Source organism: Methylomarinum sp. Ch1-1 (genome assembly GCF_030717995.2).
Taxonomy (GTDB): domain Bacteria; phylum Pseudomonadota; class Gammaproteobacteria; order Methylococcales; family Methylomonadaceae; genus Methylomarinum; species Methylomarinum roseum.
The window spans coordinates 1-18,127 of sequence record NZ_CP157742.1; the positions used below are offsets into that span (position 1 = coordinate 1).

At 51.0% G+C, this 18,127-nt stretch carries 15 protein-coding genes and 3 pseudogenes; 9 read left to right on the plus strand and 9 right to left on the minus strand.

Going from position 1 to position 18,127, the window contains the following annotated elements; translation table 11 throughout:
- The first annotated feature begins 364 nt into the window (after nt 1-364).
- Nucleotides 365-559 (plus strand): tyrosine-type recombinase/integrase, encoded by a 195-nt coding sequence (locus Q9L42_RS00005; protein ID WP_349431016.1) that lies wholly within the window; start codon nt 365-367, stop codon nt 557-559.
- Nucleotides 556-1,697: pseudogene (locus Q9L42_RS00010) on the plus strand (IS91 family transposase). The gene Q9L42_RS00005 and the pseudogene Q9L42_RS00010 overlap by 4 nt, the downstream one beginning before the upstream one ends.
- Nucleotides 1,698-2,018: 321 nt before the next feature.
- Here the strand turns inward: Q9L42_RS00010 and Q9L42_RS00015 are convergent.
- Both Q9L42_RS00015 and Q9L42_RS00020 read right to left on the minus strand, forming a co-directional pair.
- Nucleotides 2,019-2,462 carry a hypothetical protein gene (locus Q9L42_RS00015; protein ID WP_305910345.1) on the minus strand — a complete coding sequence of 148 codons (444 nt, stop codon included), beginning with the start codon at nt 2,460-2,462 and terminating at the stop codon, nt 2,019-2,021.
- Nucleotides 2,463-2,464: 2 nt separating this feature from the next.
- A complete protein-coding gene (locus tag Q9L42_RS00020; protein WP_349430995.1) occupies nt 2,465-3,244 on the minus strand; it encodes a surface-adhesin E family protein in 780 nt (259 codons plus the stop codon).
- Between the two features lie 168 nt (nt 3,245-3,412).
- On the opposite strand from Q9L42_RS00020, the gene Q9L42_RS00025 reads away from it, so the two are divergent.
- Nucleotides 3,413-4,663 (plus strand): ISL3 family transposase, encoded by a 1,251-nt coding sequence (locus Q9L42_RS00025; protein ID WP_349430996.1) that lies wholly within the window; start codon nt 3,413-3,415, stop codon nt 4,661-4,663.
- 80 nt (nt 4,664-4,743) lie between these two features.
- Here Q9L42_RS00025 and Q9L42_RS00030 read toward each other — a convergent pair whose 3' ends face one another.
- Nucleotides 4,744-5,178 carry a hypothetical protein gene (locus Q9L42_RS00030; protein ID WP_349430997.1) on the minus strand — a complete coding sequence of 145 codons (435 nt, stop codon included), beginning with the start codon at nt 5,176-5,178 and terminating at the stop codon, nt 4,744-4,746.
- Nucleotides 5,179-5,409: 231 nt separating this feature from the next.
- Here Q9L42_RS00030 and Q9L42_RS00035 point away from each other — a divergent pair, with 231 nt between their 5' ends.
- The 3 genes and pseudogenes from Q9L42_RS00035 (at nt 5,410) to Q9L42_RS00045 (ending at nt 7,449) form a co-directional block, all read left to right on the plus strand.
- Entirely contained in the window at nt 5,410-5,835 is a 426-nt protein-coding gene (locus Q9L42_RS00035) for a site-specific integrase (protein ID WP_305910349.1), read from the plus strand.
- Nucleotides 5,816-6,318 (plus strand): annotated as a pseudogene (locus Q9L42_RS00040) (tyrosine-type recombinase/integrase). The gene Q9L42_RS00035 and the pseudogene Q9L42_RS00040 overlap by 20 nt, the downstream one beginning before the upstream one ends.
- Nucleotides 6,315-7,449: pseudogene (locus tag Q9L42_RS00045) on the plus strand (IS91 family transposase). The pseudogenes Q9L42_RS00040 and Q9L42_RS00045 overlap by 4 nt, the downstream one beginning before the upstream one ends.
- Nucleotides 7,450-7,823: 374 nt before the next feature.
- On the opposite strand, the gene Q9L42_RS00050 reads toward Q9L42_RS00045, so the two are convergent.
- Nucleotides 7,824-8,522 carry a hypothetical protein gene (locus Q9L42_RS00050; protein WP_305910350.1) on the minus strand — a complete coding sequence of 233 codons (699 nt, stop codon included), beginning with the start codon at nt 8,520-8,522 and terminating at the stop codon, nt 7,824-7,826.
- 366 nt (nt 8,523-8,888) lie between these two features.
- Nucleotides 8,889-9,083 carry a hypothetical protein gene (locus Q9L42_RS21390; protein WP_432648831.1) on the minus strand — a complete coding sequence of 65 codons (195 nt, stop codon included), beginning with the start codon at nt 9,081-9,083 and terminating at the stop codon, nt 8,889-8,891.
- 278 nt (nt 9,084-9,361) lie between these two features.
- Between Q9L42_RS21390 and Q9L42_RS00060 the strand changes: the two genes are divergently transcribed.
- The gene (locus Q9L42_RS00060; protein WP_305910352.1) at nt 9,362-10,708 is read left to right on the plus strand and encodes an ISNCY family transposase; all 1,347 of its coding nucleotides are present in this window, start codon (nt 9,362-9,364) and stop codon (nt 10,706-10,708) included.
- A 308-nt stretch (nt 10,709-11,016) separates the two neighbouring features.
- On the opposite strand, the gene Q9L42_RS00065 is transcribed toward Q9L42_RS00060, so the two are convergent.
- The 4 genes from Q9L42_RS00065 to Q9L42_RS00080 all read right to left on the minus strand — a co-directional run bounded on the left by Q9L42_RS00065 (nt 11,017) and on the right by Q9L42_RS00080 (nt 16,157).
- Complete coding sequence (locus tag Q9L42_RS00065; protein WP_305910353.1) at nt 11,017-12,894, minus strand: UvrD-helicase domain-containing protein; 1,878 nt, start codon at nt 12,892-12,894, stop codon at nt 11,017-11,019.
- Entirely contained in the window at nt 12,891-15,224 is a 2,334-nt protein-coding gene (locus Q9L42_RS00070; protein ID WP_305910354.1) for an ATP-dependent nuclease, read from the minus strand. Before Q9L42_RS00070 ends, Q9L42_RS00065 begins: the two co-directional genes overlap by 4 nt.
- Before the next feature lie 379 nt (nt 15,225-15,603).
- Nucleotides 15,604-15,885, minus strand: a complete 282-nt coding sequence (locus Q9L42_RS00075) for a type II toxin-antitoxin system RelE/ParE family toxin (RefSeq protein WP_432648832.1) — start codon at nt 15,883-15,885, stop codon at nt 15,604-15,606.
- A complete protein-coding gene (locus tag Q9L42_RS00080; RefSeq protein ID WP_349430999.1) occupies nt 15,885-16,157 on the minus strand; it encodes a CopG family ribbon-helix-helix protein in 273 nt (90 codons plus the stop codon). The genes Q9L42_RS00075 and Q9L42_RS00080 overlap by 1 nt, the downstream gene beginning before the upstream one ends.
- 196 nt (nt 16,158-16,353) lie before the next feature.
- On the opposite strand from Q9L42_RS00080, the gene Q9L42_RS00085 reads away from it, so the two are divergent.
- Complete coding sequence (locus tag Q9L42_RS00085) at nt 16,354-17,325, plus strand: tyrosine-type recombinase/integrase (protein ID WP_305910356.1); 972 nt, start codon at nt 16,354-16,356, stop codon at nt 17,323-17,325.
- A gap of 533 nt (nt 17,326-17,858) precedes the next feature.
- The gene (locus tag Q9L42_RS00090; protein WP_349431018.1) at nt 17,859-18,062 is read left to right on the plus strand and encodes a hypothetical protein; all 204 of its coding nucleotides are present in this window, start codon (nt 17,859-17,861) and stop codon (nt 18,060-18,062) included.
- Nucleotides 18,063-18,127: the final 65 nt, after the last annotated feature.

Here is an 18,127-nt window from a genome sequence, read left to right on the forward strand (position 1 = left end):
TGGTTAATTAACCCCTTGATGGAATTTATGCTTGATGGCCTGAATATTCCAATTCCTCCCAATTCGGATTCGGGTTGAATCTCTTAAATGAGAATTGCTGTATCGATGCCGAGCGTCTGCGCGTGCATATTCGTAATGCCAAAGGTAACAAGGATCGCTTAGTTCCGTTACCTTTAAATACCTTGCAGGTTCTGCGGCATTTTTGGAAACTGCATCGGCATCCCACTTTGCTCTTTCCCAACCGCAAACGGGGATTGAAGGCAGCGCACATGGCCGAGTCACCTCTTGATAGAGGCGGCGTGCAAACGACTATGGCGGCGGTCGTCAACGGAATGGGGCTAAAAAAAAGATTTCCTGTCATTCGCTGCGCCACAGTTATGCCACACATCTGCTGGAGGCTGGCGTCGATTTGGTGGAGCTGCAACAGATCCTGGGCCATGTCAGCCTGTTGACCACTTCGCGTTACCCCCATTTAACCGATGTCACTGGAAAGAATTCGGAGCAGCAAATCAATCAGTTGATTAATGGTTTCGACCTGACCTGGGGGAACGTCAAATGATCCCGATTTCTTCAGTTATCGATCAGTTTGAAGCAGACTTTCTCAATCAGTACCTGTCCCAAATTCTGCCCAGCCAGTTAAAGGCTTTGCAGGCCTTGAAAATCTGTCGAACCCGGCACAGTCCTGTCATGCAAGTGAATTGTACCGAGTGCGAACATCAGACCTTCGTGCCGCATTCCTGTGGCCACCGCAACTGCCCCCATTGTCAACATCAAGGCAGCTCTCGACCCTCCCTGGTCTACGCTGCATTCAGACTCCTGTCTATCAAAGCCAGCAATGGATCGAACGGCAGCTGCAGAAACAGGTGCCCGCCCAGTATTTCATGATCACCTTTACGCTGCCGGCACAGTTGAGAACACTTGCCTGGCGACATCAACGGCTGCTTTACAGCGTGCTGTTCGAATGTGTCTGGGAAACCTTGCAAACCTTCAGCCGCAATGACCAGAAGCTCAATGGGGATCCCGGCGTCATTGCGGTCCTGCATACGCATTCCCGCGCACTGGATTATCATCCCCCTATTCATGCCGTGATGCCCGCCGCGATTGTGGATCAATGCAAACGCCTGTGGCGAACCAAGACAGGAAAGTATCTGTTCAATCACAAGGCACTGGCGAAAGTCTTCCGCGCCAAAATGCTGACCCGCCTTGCCCGAGAAAACCTGTCGTTGCCCAAGGCGACGCCTCACAAATGGGTCGTTGACTGCAAGCGGGTGGGTTCGGGGGACAAGGCGCTGGTGTATCTGGGGCGCTATCTATATCGCGGTGTCATCCGGGAAAAGGACATTCTGTCCTGCCGGGACGGCAAGGTCACTTACCGGTATCAAGACAGTAAAACGAAACGCTGGCAAATCAAAACGGTCTCCGGCGCCGATTTTTTATGGCGGGTGCTTCAGCATGTGCTGCCCAAAGGTTTTCGCCGGGCCAGAAACTATGGCTTCCTGCATCCCAACAGCAAAGGTACGATCCGGATTTTGCAATACCTTAAGAAACTCGATCCCCAAAAATGGTTGCCGGTTATCCGGCAACGGCCACAAATGCGCTGTGCGTGCTGTGGTGGCGTCATGGCGGTGGGACGAACGCGCATACCGGCGATCGAGTCGATGGCTTTGGCGCAGACGCTGACGCTGACGCCCATTTAACCAAGGGACCCATTGCGGTTATGTAAATGCTATGCACTTTCGCCCCTCCCTCAAGCAGCTTAGTTCAGGTTGAGAAGAGCGTTCGGCTTGAAATCAGGATAAATCGTTCAAAAAAGACGCTCCGTCAGAGGAGCCTAATGGAATTCTGTCCAATACCAGACCATCAGACAAAAAAACAGCAGCCTGACTGTTCAATCAGGCTGCTCCACAAAAAGCTATTTTCATAGCATCGTTCACACGTTCACTTAGTCCCGGGCCCATCCAACAAACGGTTCAGAGGGTGGCTTCGCGCGTTGCGCTCGCACCATCTAACCTTATTCGTTATGTCCTGCTTTCATCGTTTTCCTCAGTAATTCTAGCCAGACCTGGTTTATTGCCCTTTAGTGTTGCCCTTCGAATTTCATTCGGAAAATGAACAGGAAGAGAGTTAAGGAAATCATTCGTATAGACTTGGTTTATTTTTTCCCGAATTGTTTCAAGCGTCATCATTTTGTAGGAGTTGGCGGTTAAGTAACCAATAATCTGATCTTTAGCCACCTCTCGCCTTTTCTCTCTATTTGAACCAACTAACATAGCCACAACACCAACAATATACCCAAGAAGGACAATGACGAATGACCAATACATTGCGCACAAGCCCAATTCAAGCTTTTCCAATATTCGCAACCATGCTTCAAATACAAATGGAAGCGCAATGAATGAGATCAGGAAAAGATCAAACGGAGATGCTTCCTTTAATGTTTTTAATATTGTCTTTGGGTCCATAGCTAGTTTCTTTCAAAGGCATAATGCTCGAGTTGACAGGCAAATTTGCGTACATAATGGATGCAGCGTAGCGGAATCCGATTATGCGGGCAAGTTTGTCCTGTCGAACGCCTTAAATAACCTGCCGCCGCCACTGAAAAAGAGATTTTAAAGTTGGTAATTTCAACCTTGTCATTCCCTGAGTACGAAAATATATATATCCCTCCAAATTCTATAGAAGGTCTCATTACAAGGGGGCGTAGATTTGTTTGTAACCAATCCTGCCCAATTTCCTGGGAAGAATATTTAGGAAAAGTATAATGATAAGTTGCTTTAGCCCCAGGGCCTACAGTTACCTTATCTAAGCGAGTATCTTGATCAATCATTGTTGGTGCATTGCGATTGACTTCCTTTGCAGCTTTTTCGAACCCTTCGATTATTTTTTTATCAACCTCTTTTTGAGAGGGTATAGTTTTATCTATTGGTTCGTCACAATAGAATTTTTCAAAAGCGTTTGCATAGCTATTGGGAGAATTTGTTGGCTCCCATGGTGTTGGTTTTCTTCCAGTATAGACTACAGTTCCATATCCCATACGTTCCGAATGCCAAGTGTAGAAAAGTGTGCGAGATTTTTTAGCTGTACAGTCTATTTCATATTGTGCTTTTTCTGACAGATACTTTCGTCCACTACGAGGAGACTCTTGAGTTTCTTTGTAACTGTATAATACCCAAGCAATAACTGAATTGCCTTTCTGCTCTGGGTTAGTATAAGCATAAGCTGTTGCTCTGTGATTTTCTCCCACTTGCGCCCATCTAGCTTGAGCATCGCAACTGACCAATACAATTATTAGAACCAAAAAATATGGTTCTTCCGGATTTCCCGTGGGAGACCACAACATATAGTATGTTAGAAGACCGCAACGGGAGCCTCATGTAAAATAGCCAAAGGACGACTTTTTCTTTGAATGCCAATGAACCAACCGCAGATACAAATACCGTTAGACTTGCCCAATGTCCGAGTCGAAAAATACGAACAAACCGATAAGGGTTTGGTGATCACTGTTGTCAGTACCCGTGATACGGCGGTGTGTCGTCAATGCGGTCGAACGATCGACAAATTTCACGGTTACGACAAAGCGATTACGCTACGGCATCTGCCGATTTTTGACCGACCGGTCTGGATTCGCATCCGGCCGAAGCGTTTTCAATGTCCCTACTGTGACAAAGGGCCAACGACGACGCAACGTTGCGAGTGGTATGAGCCCAATAGTCCGCATACCAAAGCCTATGAGAATTGGATTTTACGCGAGTTGGTCAATAGCACACTCAGTGACGTCAGCCTGAAACGGTATCTCAGCATCGGTTGTATTGAAGGCATCCTCGATCGGCATATTCAGCGCCAAGTGGACTGGTCGACAGTGCCCGATTTAGAGTTGATTGGAATTGATGAAATTGCCTTGAAGAAAGGCCATAAGGATTTTGTCGTCATCGTCTCCGGACTGACGGCGCAACGTGAAAAGTATCTCTTGGCGGTGTTACCGGATCGCAAAAAAGAAACCGTCAAGGCCTTTTTAAAGACGCTGCCGCCTCGGCAATGCCAAAGCATCCGTCGTGTCTGCATCGATATGAACGAAGGTTACTGTAATGCCGCTCAAGAAACCCTACCCAACGCTCAGGTTGTGGTAGACCGCTTTCATGTCGCCAAACATTATCATGACTGTGCCGATAAAGCGCGCAAAGCCGAAATGAAGCAACTGAAACAAACCTTACCGGAATCGGAGTATGCTCAACTGAAAGGCGCCATGTGGGCGTTTCGAAAGCCTTGGAATCGCTTGACCGAAGAACAGCAAATCGTTTTATTGGCGTTATTCCGGCAGGCACCGATACTGAAAGAGGTCTATGTTCAACGTGAAGTCCTAACCGGTCTCTTTGAACAGAACCTGACCAAAGCGCAGGCCGAACAGGCGTTAACGCAGTGGCTGGACAGAATTACGGAATTGGGATTGGATTGTTTCACGCCTTTTGTCACCACATTAAACAACTGGCGTGATCACATCACCAACTATTTTATTCGGCGTGAAACCAGCGGGTTTGTTGAAGGGTTGAATAACAAAATCAAAGTGATCAAGCGCCGCTGCTACGGTATTTATAACCTGGGCCGATTATTCCAGCATATTTGGCTGGATGTGCAGGGACGCCGGCTCTTGTTTGCGGAACACTAGATATTGGGGTTACCACGGGAAATCCTAGAGAGCCAAAAATATTTAAACATGCTTAACCACCTCAATTTAAGCGCATAGCATTACTGCCTTGCCTGCAATATGTTACGTGAGCAAAAGACAATTACAACAATCCAAAATATAATACCTAAATAGTACTGCCCAGCAAGTGTACCATTGATCATGTCTGGCAAGAATACGAATAATATCATTAATATTCCTGCCAAAATACTAATGTGATTCCATTTACTTGGTCTTCTATTTGTATTTGTTTCAGGTAAACTCGTAGGATTATTTTCCAATGTGTATTTCTTTGAAAATGTTCCCCATGCCCATAGGCCAAAAAAAAGAATTGGGAACCATGCAGCTCCTACCACAAGCTTTTCTGCTATCATTCCTCCAGTATCACCTTGCCCATTTGCAAGAATAACTATTGTAGGCCCAATGATAAATCCAGCCGTCAAACCAGCAGCCCATTTTAAGGCTGTAATAGCTGCGGTTTTAGTTTTTGCTTTCAAGATGGTTCTCCTTTATTTCGAATTCACAGTAATCTCTATTTTACTGCCGAACGTTTGAATTAACCGGCTGGCGCGGCTTTATCGCGCCAGTCCGGGTTGAATGATTGGTTGGACGGAGCCGCTAACGCGGAGAAAACCCCGCTTTATCGTAAAATCAAGTGTAACCTCATTTCTCCTCTTACTCATAAAAGGGTACTGTGTAAGCTCCACTAACACTGAGGTTACACTGCCATGAAAACACCCAACAATACGAAATTCAACCATTATTATGCTCTGCATTGCAAACATCTAAAACTTAAAGGTCTGCAGCCAAAAACTATCGATGCCTATTCACGCGCTATCCGTCGGATCGGTGATTATTTCGATGGCAATCTGGAGGATCTTTCCCAGGATCAGTTGCTGGATTATTTTTGTGAATTGTTGGAGCGTCTGTCTTGGAGTGCCGTCAAGCTGGATCTGTATGGTTTGAAGTTTTTCTATATGCATGTGTTGAACAAGCCCTGGACGGATATTGCACTGATCAAGCCGCCCAGGACAGTTCGTATTCCCGATATTGTCACGATCGCTGAGGCACAACAGCTGTTTCTATCAACCCGTAAGTTTGAGCTACCGGGTATTCTTTTTCACCCTTTACAGTATGGTTTTGCGATGGGGTGAAGGACTCCGATTGCAAGTCGGGGATATCGATGCCGAGCGTCTGCGCGTGCATATTCGTAATGCCAAAGGTAACAAGGATCGCTTAGTTCCGTTACCTTTAAATACCTTGCAGGTTCTGCGGCATTTTTGGAAACTGCATCGGCATCCCACCTTGCTCTTTCCCAACCGCAAACGGGGATTGAAGGCAGCGCACATGGCCGAGTCACCTCTCGATAGAGGCGGCGTGCAAACGACTATGGCGGCTGTCGTCAACGGAATGGGGCTAAAAAAAAGATTTCCTGTCATTCGCTGCGCCACAGTTATGCCACACATCTGCTGGAGGCTGGCGTCGATTTGGTGGAGCTGCAACAGATCTTGGGCCATGTCAGCCTGTTGACCACTTCGCGTTACCCCCATTTAACCGATGTCACTGGAAAGAATTCGGGGCAGCAAATCAATCAGTTGATTAATGGTTTCGACCTGACCTGGGGGAACGTCAAATGATCCCGATTTCTGCAGTTATCGATCAGTTTGAAGCAGACTTTCTCAATCAGTACCCGTCCCAAATTCTGCCCAGCCAGTTAAAGGCTTTGCAGGCCTTGAAAATCTGTCGACCCGGCACAGTCCTGTCATGCAAGTGAATTGTACCGAGTGCGAACATCAGACCTTCGTGCCGCATTCCTGTGGCCGCCGCAACTGCCCCCATTGTCAACATCAAGGCAGCTCTCGACCCTCCCTGGTCTACGCTGCATTCAGACTCCTGTCTATCAAAGCCAGCAATGGATCGAACGGCAGCAGCAGAAACAGGTGCCCGCCCAGTATTTCATGATCACCTTTACGCTGCCGGCACAGTTGAGAACACTTGCCTGGCGACATCAACGGCTGCTTTACAGCGTGCTGTTCGAATGTGTCTGGGAAACCTTGCAAACCTTCAGCCGCAATGACCAGAAGCTCAATGGGGATCCCGGCGTCATTGCGGTCCTGCATACGCATTCCCGCGCACTGGATTATCATCCCCCTATTCATGCCGTGATGCCCGCCGCGATTGTGGATCAATGCAAACGCCTGTGGCGAACCAAAACAGGAAAGTATCTGTTCAATCACAAGGCACTGGCGAAAGTCTTCCGCGCCAAAATGCTGACCCGCCTTGCCCGAGAAAACCTGTCGTTGCCCAAGGCGACGCCTCACAAATGGGTCGTTGACTGCAAGCGGGTGGGTTCGGGGGACAAGGCGCTGGTGTATCTGGGGCGCTATCTATATCGCGGTGTCATCCGGGAAAAGGACATTCTGTCCTGCCGGGACGGCAAGGTCACTTACCGGTATCAAGACAGTAAAACGAAACGCTGGCAAATCAAAACGGTCTCCGGCGCCGATTTTTTATGGCGGGTGCTCCAGCATGTGCTGCCCAAAGGTTTTCGCCGGGCCAGAAACTATGGCTTCCTGCATCCCAACAGCAAAGGTACGATCCGGATTTTGCAATACCTTAAGAAACTCGATCCCCAAAAATGGTTGCCGGTTATCCGGCAACGGCCACAAATGCGCTGTGCGTGCTGTGGTGGCGTCATGGCGGTGGGACGAACGCGCATACCGGCGATCGAGTCGATGGCTTTGGCGCAGACGCTGGCGCCCATTTAACCAAGGGATCCATTGCGGTTATGTAAATGCTATGCACTTTCGCCCCTCCCTCAAGCAGCTTAGTTCAGGTTGAGAAGAGCGTTCGGCTTGAAATCAGGATAAATCGTTCAAAAAAGACGCTCCGTCAGAGGAGCCTAATGGAATTCTGTCCAATACCAGACCATCAGACAAAAAAACAGCAGCCTGACTGTTCAATCAGGCTGCTCCACAAAAAGCTATTTTCATAGCATCGTTCACACGTTCACTTAGTCCCGGGCCCATCCAACAAACGGTTCAGAGGGTGGCTTCGCGCGTTGCGCTCGCACCATCTAACCTTATTCGTTAGGTGTGCCCCATGGCCTGTTCGCACCAAAGTGCCCCAGCACTTTACCACCTTATTTTGCCTCTACGATGACGTCGTCCATGACGTATCGGCTATTGCTGTCCCCATCACCCAGAGCCATTCGGACGGCCAGTCCATCGGGTTCTCCAACAACCGATTTGTCATAGTGCCAAGGTAGCCATCCACTGTTAAATCCGGGAATCAAGGCTATTTGATACATCTCCTTTTGCATGTCAACGGTGATGCTGACTATTTGATTTTCCGTCTTACTGTATGACCCAATAATTTGATCGGTCCCTACTGTTCTTATCTGCCCATCCATGAACATCAGTGCTACCGGCCTCGGCATAACTGGGTTAAGTGTTCCTGTAAGATCTAAGTAAATCAGCATACGTGGGTATTGATCATATCCACCACTGAGATATTGGTGACCGACCCATTGCACGTGAATAAGATTGTAGTTACCGAGGGATTGATCTGGTTTGAACATTACCCATCCGTCAGCGTCTCGGATTTCAAGGCTCTTCGATTTCATTTCACTACTTTGGATAACGTGTGCCACATTGCTGTTATCAAGGTAGATACTGTCGTTTACCGGTGCTCCGGCGGGTTTTGAGGCCGGCGGAAGACCCACGGAGTCTGTATTGAAATTTGCATGGATAATCGTTGTTTTTGGGGTGCAGGCGCTAAGTAAACATAAGTTAAGCAACCCTACTGCACATGTTGTCTTACCTGGAAAATGGAATTTCATATATGCATTTCTCCTATAATTGATACGGGTGACTTATAGAGCCTTGCTATCCTAAATTACTCTTCGATTAATTTATGCCAAATACTGGATTGTTGAGTGCCTAACGGGTCGATGGCTCAGCGAAGCGGGGCCATCAAGTTATTATCTAGGTCTGGCCAACGCTACGTCTTTTTTTATCTTGCTGTCAAGAATGAGGACCGTAAGCTGGGTTGAACAATGTGAAACCCAGCATTACAATTATTCCCAATCCTGTTCGCTTAAGTCCGGTGAGGCCGCCCATTCTTCGCTGTAAACCCCTAATTGAACCCAACGATGAATATCATCTACATGCCGCTGAAAATCTCTATCATCGCGGATTTGGTGTTCCTAATAACGGCGTTGCCATAGGCCTAGTTCTTTTTTACGCAATCGACTGTCGGATATTCTTTCGTCTTTCTCGATAGATCTGGAAAAATGCGATTTGATCAAACGCCAACGCAGCGGATAATCGTCGTCTTCTTCGGGTAATCGCCAAATACAGTGCAAATGTTCAGGTAATATCGCTATGACTTCGTTGAGCAAGATTGACGGTAAAGAAATTAACGCCGCCTTTTGCATGGTTACGAATGTACGTGCGCATAATTGATTCATTCATAAGCTGGGTTTCATTATCATTCAACCCAGCCTACTTTTGCAAACCCAACATCGGCTTATCGTCAATTTTCCAACATAAATAAAACTAGACCGATTGTCGCTTGTGGGTCGAAACCCACCAGTCAAAACATCCCCTCTAAGGGCAGCAATTCTCAATTTAGCCCAGGCTGGTAAACTAAGCCAATTTTTTCACCCGTTCACGGACGATGGCCTACCCTTTTATCGAGACAGAGACATTCACACAAGCGACCCTGATCAACAAAGTCAGGCAGCTCTTTGAAACATTGCCCGACGGCCGTAGCGGGAATGGCGTTTACCGGAAATACAGCATGGCGGATGCGGCGCTAAGCGCCTTTTCGGTATTTTTCATGCAATCGCCGTCCTTTCTGGAATATCAGAGGACGATGCAGAAAGAGCGGGGCAAAAATAACGCACAGAGTTTGTTTGGCGTGCATCAAATTCCCAGCGACAACCAGATTCGGAATCTGCTGGATGCGGTACCGCCCGAGGCCTTGTGGCCGTTGTACCGCTGGCTGTTGCAGGCACTGGAAGGGCAAGGCAAGCTCAAAGAATTCCACGTGCTGGACAATAGTCTACTGGTGGCTTTGGATGGTGTGGAATACTTTAGTTCGCAAAAGGTTCATTGTGAATGCTGCTCGACGAAAACGCTGAAAAACGGTGTGACCCAATATACTCACAGTGCGGTGACGCCAGTGATTGTTTCGCCGCATCAAGCGGAGGTCATTCCGTTGGCGCCTGAATTTATTGCACCGCAAGACGGAAACGATAAGCAAGATTATGAACTGGCTGCTGCGCGGCGTTGGTTGGCGCGCGAAAACGGCTATTTGCCAAAAAACGTGACGTTTTTAGGCGACGATTTATATTGCAAGCAGCCTTTTTGCGAAGTCCTCAAGCAACAGGGGCGGCATTTCATTCTGGTCTGCAAACCGGAATCCCATCAAACCCTCTACGAGTGGGTCGAGGATTTTCAACGGCTCGGGCAGGTCGAAGTGGTCGAAAAACAGCGCTGGACAGGCAAGCAACGACTGATCGAACGCTACCGCATCGCCCATCAAGTGCCGTTACGCGACAGCGATGATGCGCTACTGGTAAATTGGTGCGAAATCGAGATCACCGATGAGCAAGGCCGTGTCGTTTATCGCAATGCGTTCGCCACGGATTATGCCTTAGATGCGCAGAATGTGGTTGAAATCGTCCGCGCCGGCCGCACCCGTTGGAAAATAGAAAACGAAAACAACAACACCTTGAAAACCAAGGGCTATCACTTCGCGCACAACTTCGGTCACGGTAAAAAGCACCTCGCCGCTTTGTTGGCCAGTTTAATCATCCTGGCTTTTCTGGTTCATACGGTGTTGCAATGGTTCGACCAATGCTATCGTTTGCTGCGCGAAGAGCTGCCCAGTCGGAAAACGTTTTTTAACGATTTAAGGGCGCTCACGCGCTATGTTTGTTTCGATAGCTGGCAGCATTTGATGGAATTGATGTTGGAAGGGCTGGATATTCCCATTCCTCAGAACCCGGATTTATGCTGAGTTTCTTAAATTGAGAATTGCTGCTCTAAGGGGTTTGAAGTCCAATGGGACGAAAACGTACGTTAGCGGCTAATATAATTCGCTTACGGGTTTATCTCAAGCAGACTGACGGGACAACACCGGCCAAGACGAGACATCCAGCCTGCAGTCCCGAAAGTCTGGTTTAGGCTGTTGGCAGTCATTCAAGTTCGTCGACCAAATGACAGCCGAGTCTTTACCTGTCATTCACCGCTTGCCCATGTGGATGGCTAAAGTTGCACATAAACCGGTCGTTCAATCGCAGTTGGCAGGACGCTCCGCGCTAAGCCTTAGCCCAGATGCTCAGCGCCTCGGATTACGGCCTCGGGGAATAGATTCTGCGCAACGATCGCGGTGCGGGCTGTTGCGACATCGGGCACAAAGACTACGACTGCCAGGTCCTTCATCGCACGTGAGCAGCACACATAGAATAGGCGACGGGTTCGATCGAGTACGGACTCTTCACCTGCCGCTATGTTTGCTTCGTCCTTGTCCGAGAGAGGGACGTACCCAAGATACTTCCCATAAGAATACTGCCGAAAGCCAGCTTCCTCATCGTCGATGACGACCAATACGCGCTCAAATTGGGCACCCTTCACTCCATGATGCGTCGCGAACGGTGACTCTTCTGTGAAGTAGCGCCGATAGGCCCAGAGTTCGTCGACACCGCATGCCAGGTAGGCTTGAACGTTCTCGAAGCCGCTGCTGCCGTCATCCACTGGCTCTGCAACCAGATGCATGGCGAAGCGGTCGTCGAGACGCAGCAACTCGTTATCTCGCACATGCGTCAAGACATCTCGGATGGTCGCCTGCGATCCTGCTGCCAACAAAGCGACGAGCCTGTCGAGCGCTTGTTGTAGCGCTGTAAGAACGGGGGCCGTCGCTTGCCCTCGAAGCCGCGCCGGTTCAAGCTTCGGACATTCACTGCGCAAGGTCGAAATCACTGTGAACCGATCGCCCGCTCGTGCCGCGACAACGAGCGGGAGTATGTGCTGGACAATTGGACGAAGCGGCCAGGCAGTGCCATCGCTCAGCCCTTCACTCAGACTCAAAGGTGCTCGGTCATTGAGCGCAGCATACAGACTAGGGAACCCGAGCCGGTTGGCTGCCATACGGTGCACCAGCACAAGCAGGCGGACATCGCCTTCCCGCACATCGCTTAGCCACAACTCATCACCGGTTTCGACTGCTAACCACTGCCTAACGGCAGAGAGGCGCTCACTCCGATCCGCATCCGCCGGCAGGATGAACATATTGGAAGTGCCGGCAACCGGCTGTTCGATGCCATCAATGGTCATTGTCCGACCACGCACCTGCTCCAAGCCGTCGCCAGTGGCGCGGATTTCATTGATGACCCCGAGCACTGATGTCGGGCACCGGAAGTTCTCGGGCTTTGTTATCTCCGCCCAGCCGTCGTTCAGCGGGACAGCGCCTGCTCCGCTCATGTAGATCTTCTGCATCGGGTCTCCGAAGAACCCGACGCACAGACCAGGATGTTCGCCCACAATGTGCCGTAACGCCTCGACGACCTCCGGATTGGTGTCTTGGCTCTCATCGACAAAGATGTAGGGAAAGCGCTTAGCGACGAGTTGCCTCAGCAGCGGATGCGCTGCGACACAGGCTGGGGTGAGCTTGAGGATATCGTCGTGGCCAAGAATGCCTTCAGCGTAGCTGCTGCCGGTGCCGTAGACGAACTTCTCTACTTCACCGATCGCAGACAGCTCAACCTCGAGATCCGCGATCTCCTGTTCGAGGCGGGCCTTCGTTTTCACCTGAGTCCGAGGCTTGTCGTAGTGTGCTCGTCGCTCCGCGATCTTTTCATCGATGCGGGTGGCTACCCAAGTTGCGATATCCGAATGGAACGGCCGGATGACTGACCACAGGAAACTATGGATGGTCGAGATGTGGAATAGCGGCGAGACGCCGACGTCGGCCGAAATCTCACCGACGGCGACTTCGGTATATGTGATGCAGGCGATTTGCTGTCCAGCGCTGCGCAGGGCGGGACCGCGGGTCTCGGCTAAGTGCGCGATAGCCTTGATCAGCGAGGTCGTCTTCCCCGATCCCGCACCGGCGACCATGACAAACGAGCGTGGTGGCGTCTGATCGAGACACGCGCGAACATCTAGATCGGCTTGCGTGTCAGGACTGCCGATCCGGCTCGTCATGCTGGTACCTCGTCGCCGGCGGCGGCCGACGCACTCTGGGGCGCGTCATCATGCGGCTGCTCCTCTTCTGTATTATCGTCCGGCTCCGGCGGCGCGATCTCGGTCTCAAGCCAGCTCAGGCCCTCGGCGATATAGGTCGGGACCGACCAACTGCTCGGATCTTCGGCAAGCAAGGCGAGCGCGAAGTCGGTCTTGCTGAAGCTCTTAGCCTGCACGCGCTTGTGGATGCGCTCCGCAAGCGTGGTCAGGTTCTTCTCGTCGGCCTTAGCGATGCGGAGCTGAAGCGGCTTACGATTCTTGTCCTGGCACCATTCAAGATTTTCGAGCGCGAACGCTTCCTCCAGCGTGCGCCCGGCGAGCGCCAGGGTCTCTCCGCCCCAAGTGACATCGGTCCGGCACTGATAGGCAACTCGTACCAAAGCGTCATTGTCGTTCGTCCTCGCCTGAATCTTCTGCTCAGCCGTCGCCTCCCACAGAGCGGCGACCGTGTCGTATTTCGGTAGCCATTGGAGCAAAGTCTGGTTGGACGTCGCCGCACCCGGATGACCGGCGATGCACGCCTTCCCGGGCTTTTCCGCCGTCACAAGCACATCCTCCTCGTCATCGTCTATGTCCTCAGCATCAACGCCGGCAGCCTGCGCGTTCTCGGCGGCGGGTTCCGCAGCTTCCGGTTGACCAACGGGTGCAACACCCTCGCCATCCTGCCCCAGTGGACCGAACACGCTGTCGAGATCCGTGATGATGAGCGTCGTCAGTCCGAGAAACTCGATCAGCGCCTTGAATCGGTAGCCGAACGCCCCGCCTATCTCTAGGACGGTGAGATAGGTCGATTGCAGCCGCGGCGCGGCATTGGCGATCATCTGCGGCAATAGCAGCCGTTCGACATTGCCTTCGACCAGCACGGCGCCGTCGGCGAAGAACAGATCGCAGTGCGCGAGTTTCAAATAGCGTTCGAGGAAGCTCCGGATGTCCGGATCGGTGCTGTCGTAAAAAACCGAGAGGTTGAGCACATCGGAGGTCGACACATTCTGCGCACGGCTTCGACGAAAATAGCGGATCGGCCGGAAGCCTCGTTCGTAAAGAATATGAGTCGAGTGGGTCGTGACGACGACCTGGCTCGTATAGTGCGGGCGGTCCTCGCCCTTGAGCGTTAGGATGTCCATCACCTTGCGGATGAAGGCTTGTTGAAGCTGGGCATGGAGGTGCGCCTCGGGCTCCTCGATGAAGATCAGGTGGACCGGCGGACGGTTTTCCTCGATCGCCAGCCATTGAGCGTGGAGGTCGAGCAGCTCGACGACCATGAAGATGAGGTTTTTGAAGCCGAGGCCGTTATACCGATCGGGCAAGGTAGGTGGGTCGGGATTCCCGTCATCGGCTCCCAATGCATAATGGACGATTGCACCATCTCGACCGTTCATAATCTGGGCCGGGTCGAGGGCCGAGCGAATCATCATGCGTGGGTTTGAGAGGCCCGGATAACCGAGCTTCGACAAACTCTTGAGCGTCGGCTCGAACACTCGTTCGAGATGCTCATTAAGCGAGACTTCGGATGCTGCGAGGGCGCGCAACGCCTCGATATCTTCGCCTTTTTGTTCGAGGTTGTGCCCGTAGAAGCGACTGAGCACTCTGGAGAGATCCTCGGCGCGAGAGCCACCTGGACTGTCCGAGAGATGGCGCTGCGCGTTCAAGAAGTCAATATGGAGAAGGCCGTTCAAAATCTCACGACCGCTCCGATCGCGACCGGTGAGAGAGGCTGGTTCATAGCCAGCTTCTGCGACCATGTTCACATCGAACCGTGCCGTATCGAGTACGAAATAGCGCAGCTCATATTCGTCATGTAGCCTGTCGCGAAGGAACTCCCGCAGGTTACGTGGCGAGGGATCGAAGACGGATACTCCATCTTCACCCTTAGCGACTGCATCTAGCACGCGCTGGCGCACTTCGACATAGCGTGCATGCGTCGCTGCAGGATTACTGGGCACATAGGCAACGCGCATCCCCACCAGCTTGCCTTCCCAAGCAAGGCTGGGAAGAAGATCGATGACGCGGTGAACATCGTCCGGACCGATTTCGAACCAGACGTCGATTTCCATCGTGGGAAGGCACGCCTCGCCCTCACCCTTACCGAACGCAACGATGTCGGTCCAAAGTTCGGCGCTAAAGTCGTGTATGTTGAAGCGGCCACTGCTAGTGAACAGCTGGAGTGCGTGCCCGACCGATGTCTTGCCGCTGTTGTTAGAACCGACAAAAATAGAAATGTCGGAAGCAAGATCAATTACAACGTTTCGCAGCCGCCTGAAATTCCGGACAGCAAGCTTCTTCAAATGCATACTTTCTCCTAGTTATTGGGCCATCCTGCTGATCCGATTGGCAGCGGCTTTTTAAACTCTCTATATATCCCATTTCACGAAACGAAAGTGCTAGGGAAGTTCTGCTGAACGCGGTCGTTTGCTCCGAAAGACCAAGCCGTGCCCAATGACGCAAAGGGCGCATCATCTTCCACCTCGTAACATGCTACGAAAGACTGCTTTTCAACAAATCCTTGTCACACCATTCAGAAACATTTCGGTCAGCTCAGGGTCGTAACCTGATGGTCGGATTATTTCAAATGAATCATTGCCAGCGGCCGCTTTCGAGAAATTTTGCCTGGCCGGATTTTGTCGAAACCGTAAGCTTCTGTTCAAATTCTCCCGCTCTGCTAGTCTTAATTTAGTAACCCGCTTCTTTCTGGTGTCGAAAGGCGAGTACATAAAGGGCATTATCCTCCGGTTCGTAACGATAGAGTGCCACATAACCGGAATCGCCGAATGGAATGCGTAATTCGCGCAATTCTGGAAGCTCTTCCCACGGCCGGCCCAGTTCGGGTTCTGTTTCCAGGAGTTCAAAGTGCTGGGCAATTGCCCGCGCGGCTCTTGCCGCGGCCAACCGATTTTTTTCGGCTAAAAAGAGCCGACAGCGCTCCAAACCTTGAGCCGCTCCTTCGGTAATCATTATTCGTGGCACTCGGGGACCGCTTGCTCATGCGCTGTCCCCCAGGTGCTCAGCCAATCGCGTACTTCCTGGCCCGTTAAATGTTGGCCCGTTTCTTGATAGGCCTGCCAGGCCGCCAAGGCCTCCTGTTTGAAGCGTTCTCGGGCTTCTTCGCGTTCCACATAGTCGCGAATGGCTTCGCGCATAATCCAATGCGATGACCGGTGCCGCAGCTCAGCCAAGTGCTGAATTCGACGTTTCAAGTCCGCATCGAGTTTAACCGATGTTGCCATAGTGATTCGCCTCGTTATTAAAAGGTAGTACTATTGAATACTCTAGCATAGGGGGCCGACTTTTCCCAGAAAAACGTCCGCGCAGTTGTAGTTTTGGCGCCGCCCATTTTAGGTCCTATAATGTATTTTATCGGACCTAAAATTACCCCCCCAAACTCATCCATCAATTCCGCCACTATATAAGGTATAAATCGCGATGACCGACTTGCTGCTGAAAAATCCCGAACGCGCCCTCACCGCGAAACAATTTCAACAGTTAGCCGAGGTGCCGCCGGAACTCGAATGGTTCGCCAATCTCGCTTCGGAAAAAACCCGCAAAGCTTACCGAAACGACATTCGCGATTTCACCCAATTCATCGGCATTCAAAATCCGACTGAGTTTCGGATCGTCACCCGCTCCCATGTCATCGCCTGGCGCAAGGCGCTGGAAGCGAATAATCTGTCCGACGCGTCGATCCGGCGCAAGCTCTCGGCACTGTCGTCGCTGTTTGAGTCTCTGTGCGAGCACAACGCGGTGACGCATAATCCGGTCAAAGGCGTGAAGCGGCCCGCCGCTAATAATAACGAAGGCAAAACCCCGGCCTTGAGCAACGACCAGGCCCGGCAATTGCTGGAAGCACCGCCTGAGGACACGGTGAAAGGCCGTCGAGATCGAGCCATCTTGGCCATTCTGCTCTATCATGGCCTGCGCCGGCAGGAACTGTGCACTCTGCGGGTCAAGGATTACCAACGAAGATCCGGCGTGATGATGTTCCACGTCCACGGCAAACGCAAAAAGGAACGCTTCGTGCCAGTGGAGCCGAAAACTCAACGCTTGCTCGCCGAGTATCTGGAGATGACCGGCCACGGTACGACGGACCTGGACGGCGCATTATTTCGGCCGGTGAAAAACAACGCGACGGGCGATCTCACTAAATCGCTCAATCCGCGTTCCGTCTATCGTAATGTGGTGATTTTCTATGCCAAGCAAGTCGGTATTACGGTGGATACCCATGGCTTCTGCGTGCACTCGCTGCGCGCGACTGCCGCGACCAATGCGTTGGATCACAAAGCCGACATCGCCAAAGTCCAGGAATGGTTAGGCCATGCCAACGTGTCGACCACCCGGCTTTACGATAAGCGGAATAGCCGGCCGGAAGACAGTCCGAGTTTTAAGGTGGAGTATTAGATGGCTGTTGCCGTTTTGTGATTTTCCCTTTAATTTCAATGTCCTTGCCTCAAAGCGCTGAATAGTTTGATTATTACCTCGACTGAAAACTTTTGCCAGCGCTCGCTCTTTAAAGTCCTCAGAATATCTTGTATAGGTTTCATCTCTAATCTCAAATTTTATTTTGTTCAAAAATTTGAGACGACAAACATCGCCAGGCCGCAATCACATTTCATAACCTGTTTGTGCAATGGCATGAGATGCTGTTTTCCGTACGCTGAACAGGTCTTCGTCGCTTGATCCAGATGGAGACCGGTGCGGATGATTTATCCTACACCTCTACTCAGGGGTTCTAATCAAGGGGAAAATGAAGAATTTCGCAATTTGGGTAAATTTGTGTCTAGCGTTGTTCAACAGTATTAAATTTTGTTGAACAACGCTGTACCTTGGTGATCTTGGGTTTCGAGTGGGGAAACGGCCCGGCCGGAACAAGAGGTTTTTGATGCCGCTTGCACTAGGCTTCTCACCGAGCTGGAGCCTCTGATGATCCGGACATTGCCTTCGGGCTTTGTGAGCTAGGCATGGGTTGTCTTGAGCTGGGTAATGCTAGCAACGCACAAGGATTTAGCCCGGGAAATCAAGGAACACGATCAGCATATCGCCAATTTGTATACCTATGTCGAGCGTCTTTTAACGCCGCCGGCGGAAAAAAGAACCCTATCAGATGCATTTGGCCCAAGGATGATGAGCAGGAGTAGGCGACCCAAACATGATGTGTCTTAGCTCCAACCTGACCAGACAATTTTAAAAATTGATTACAATC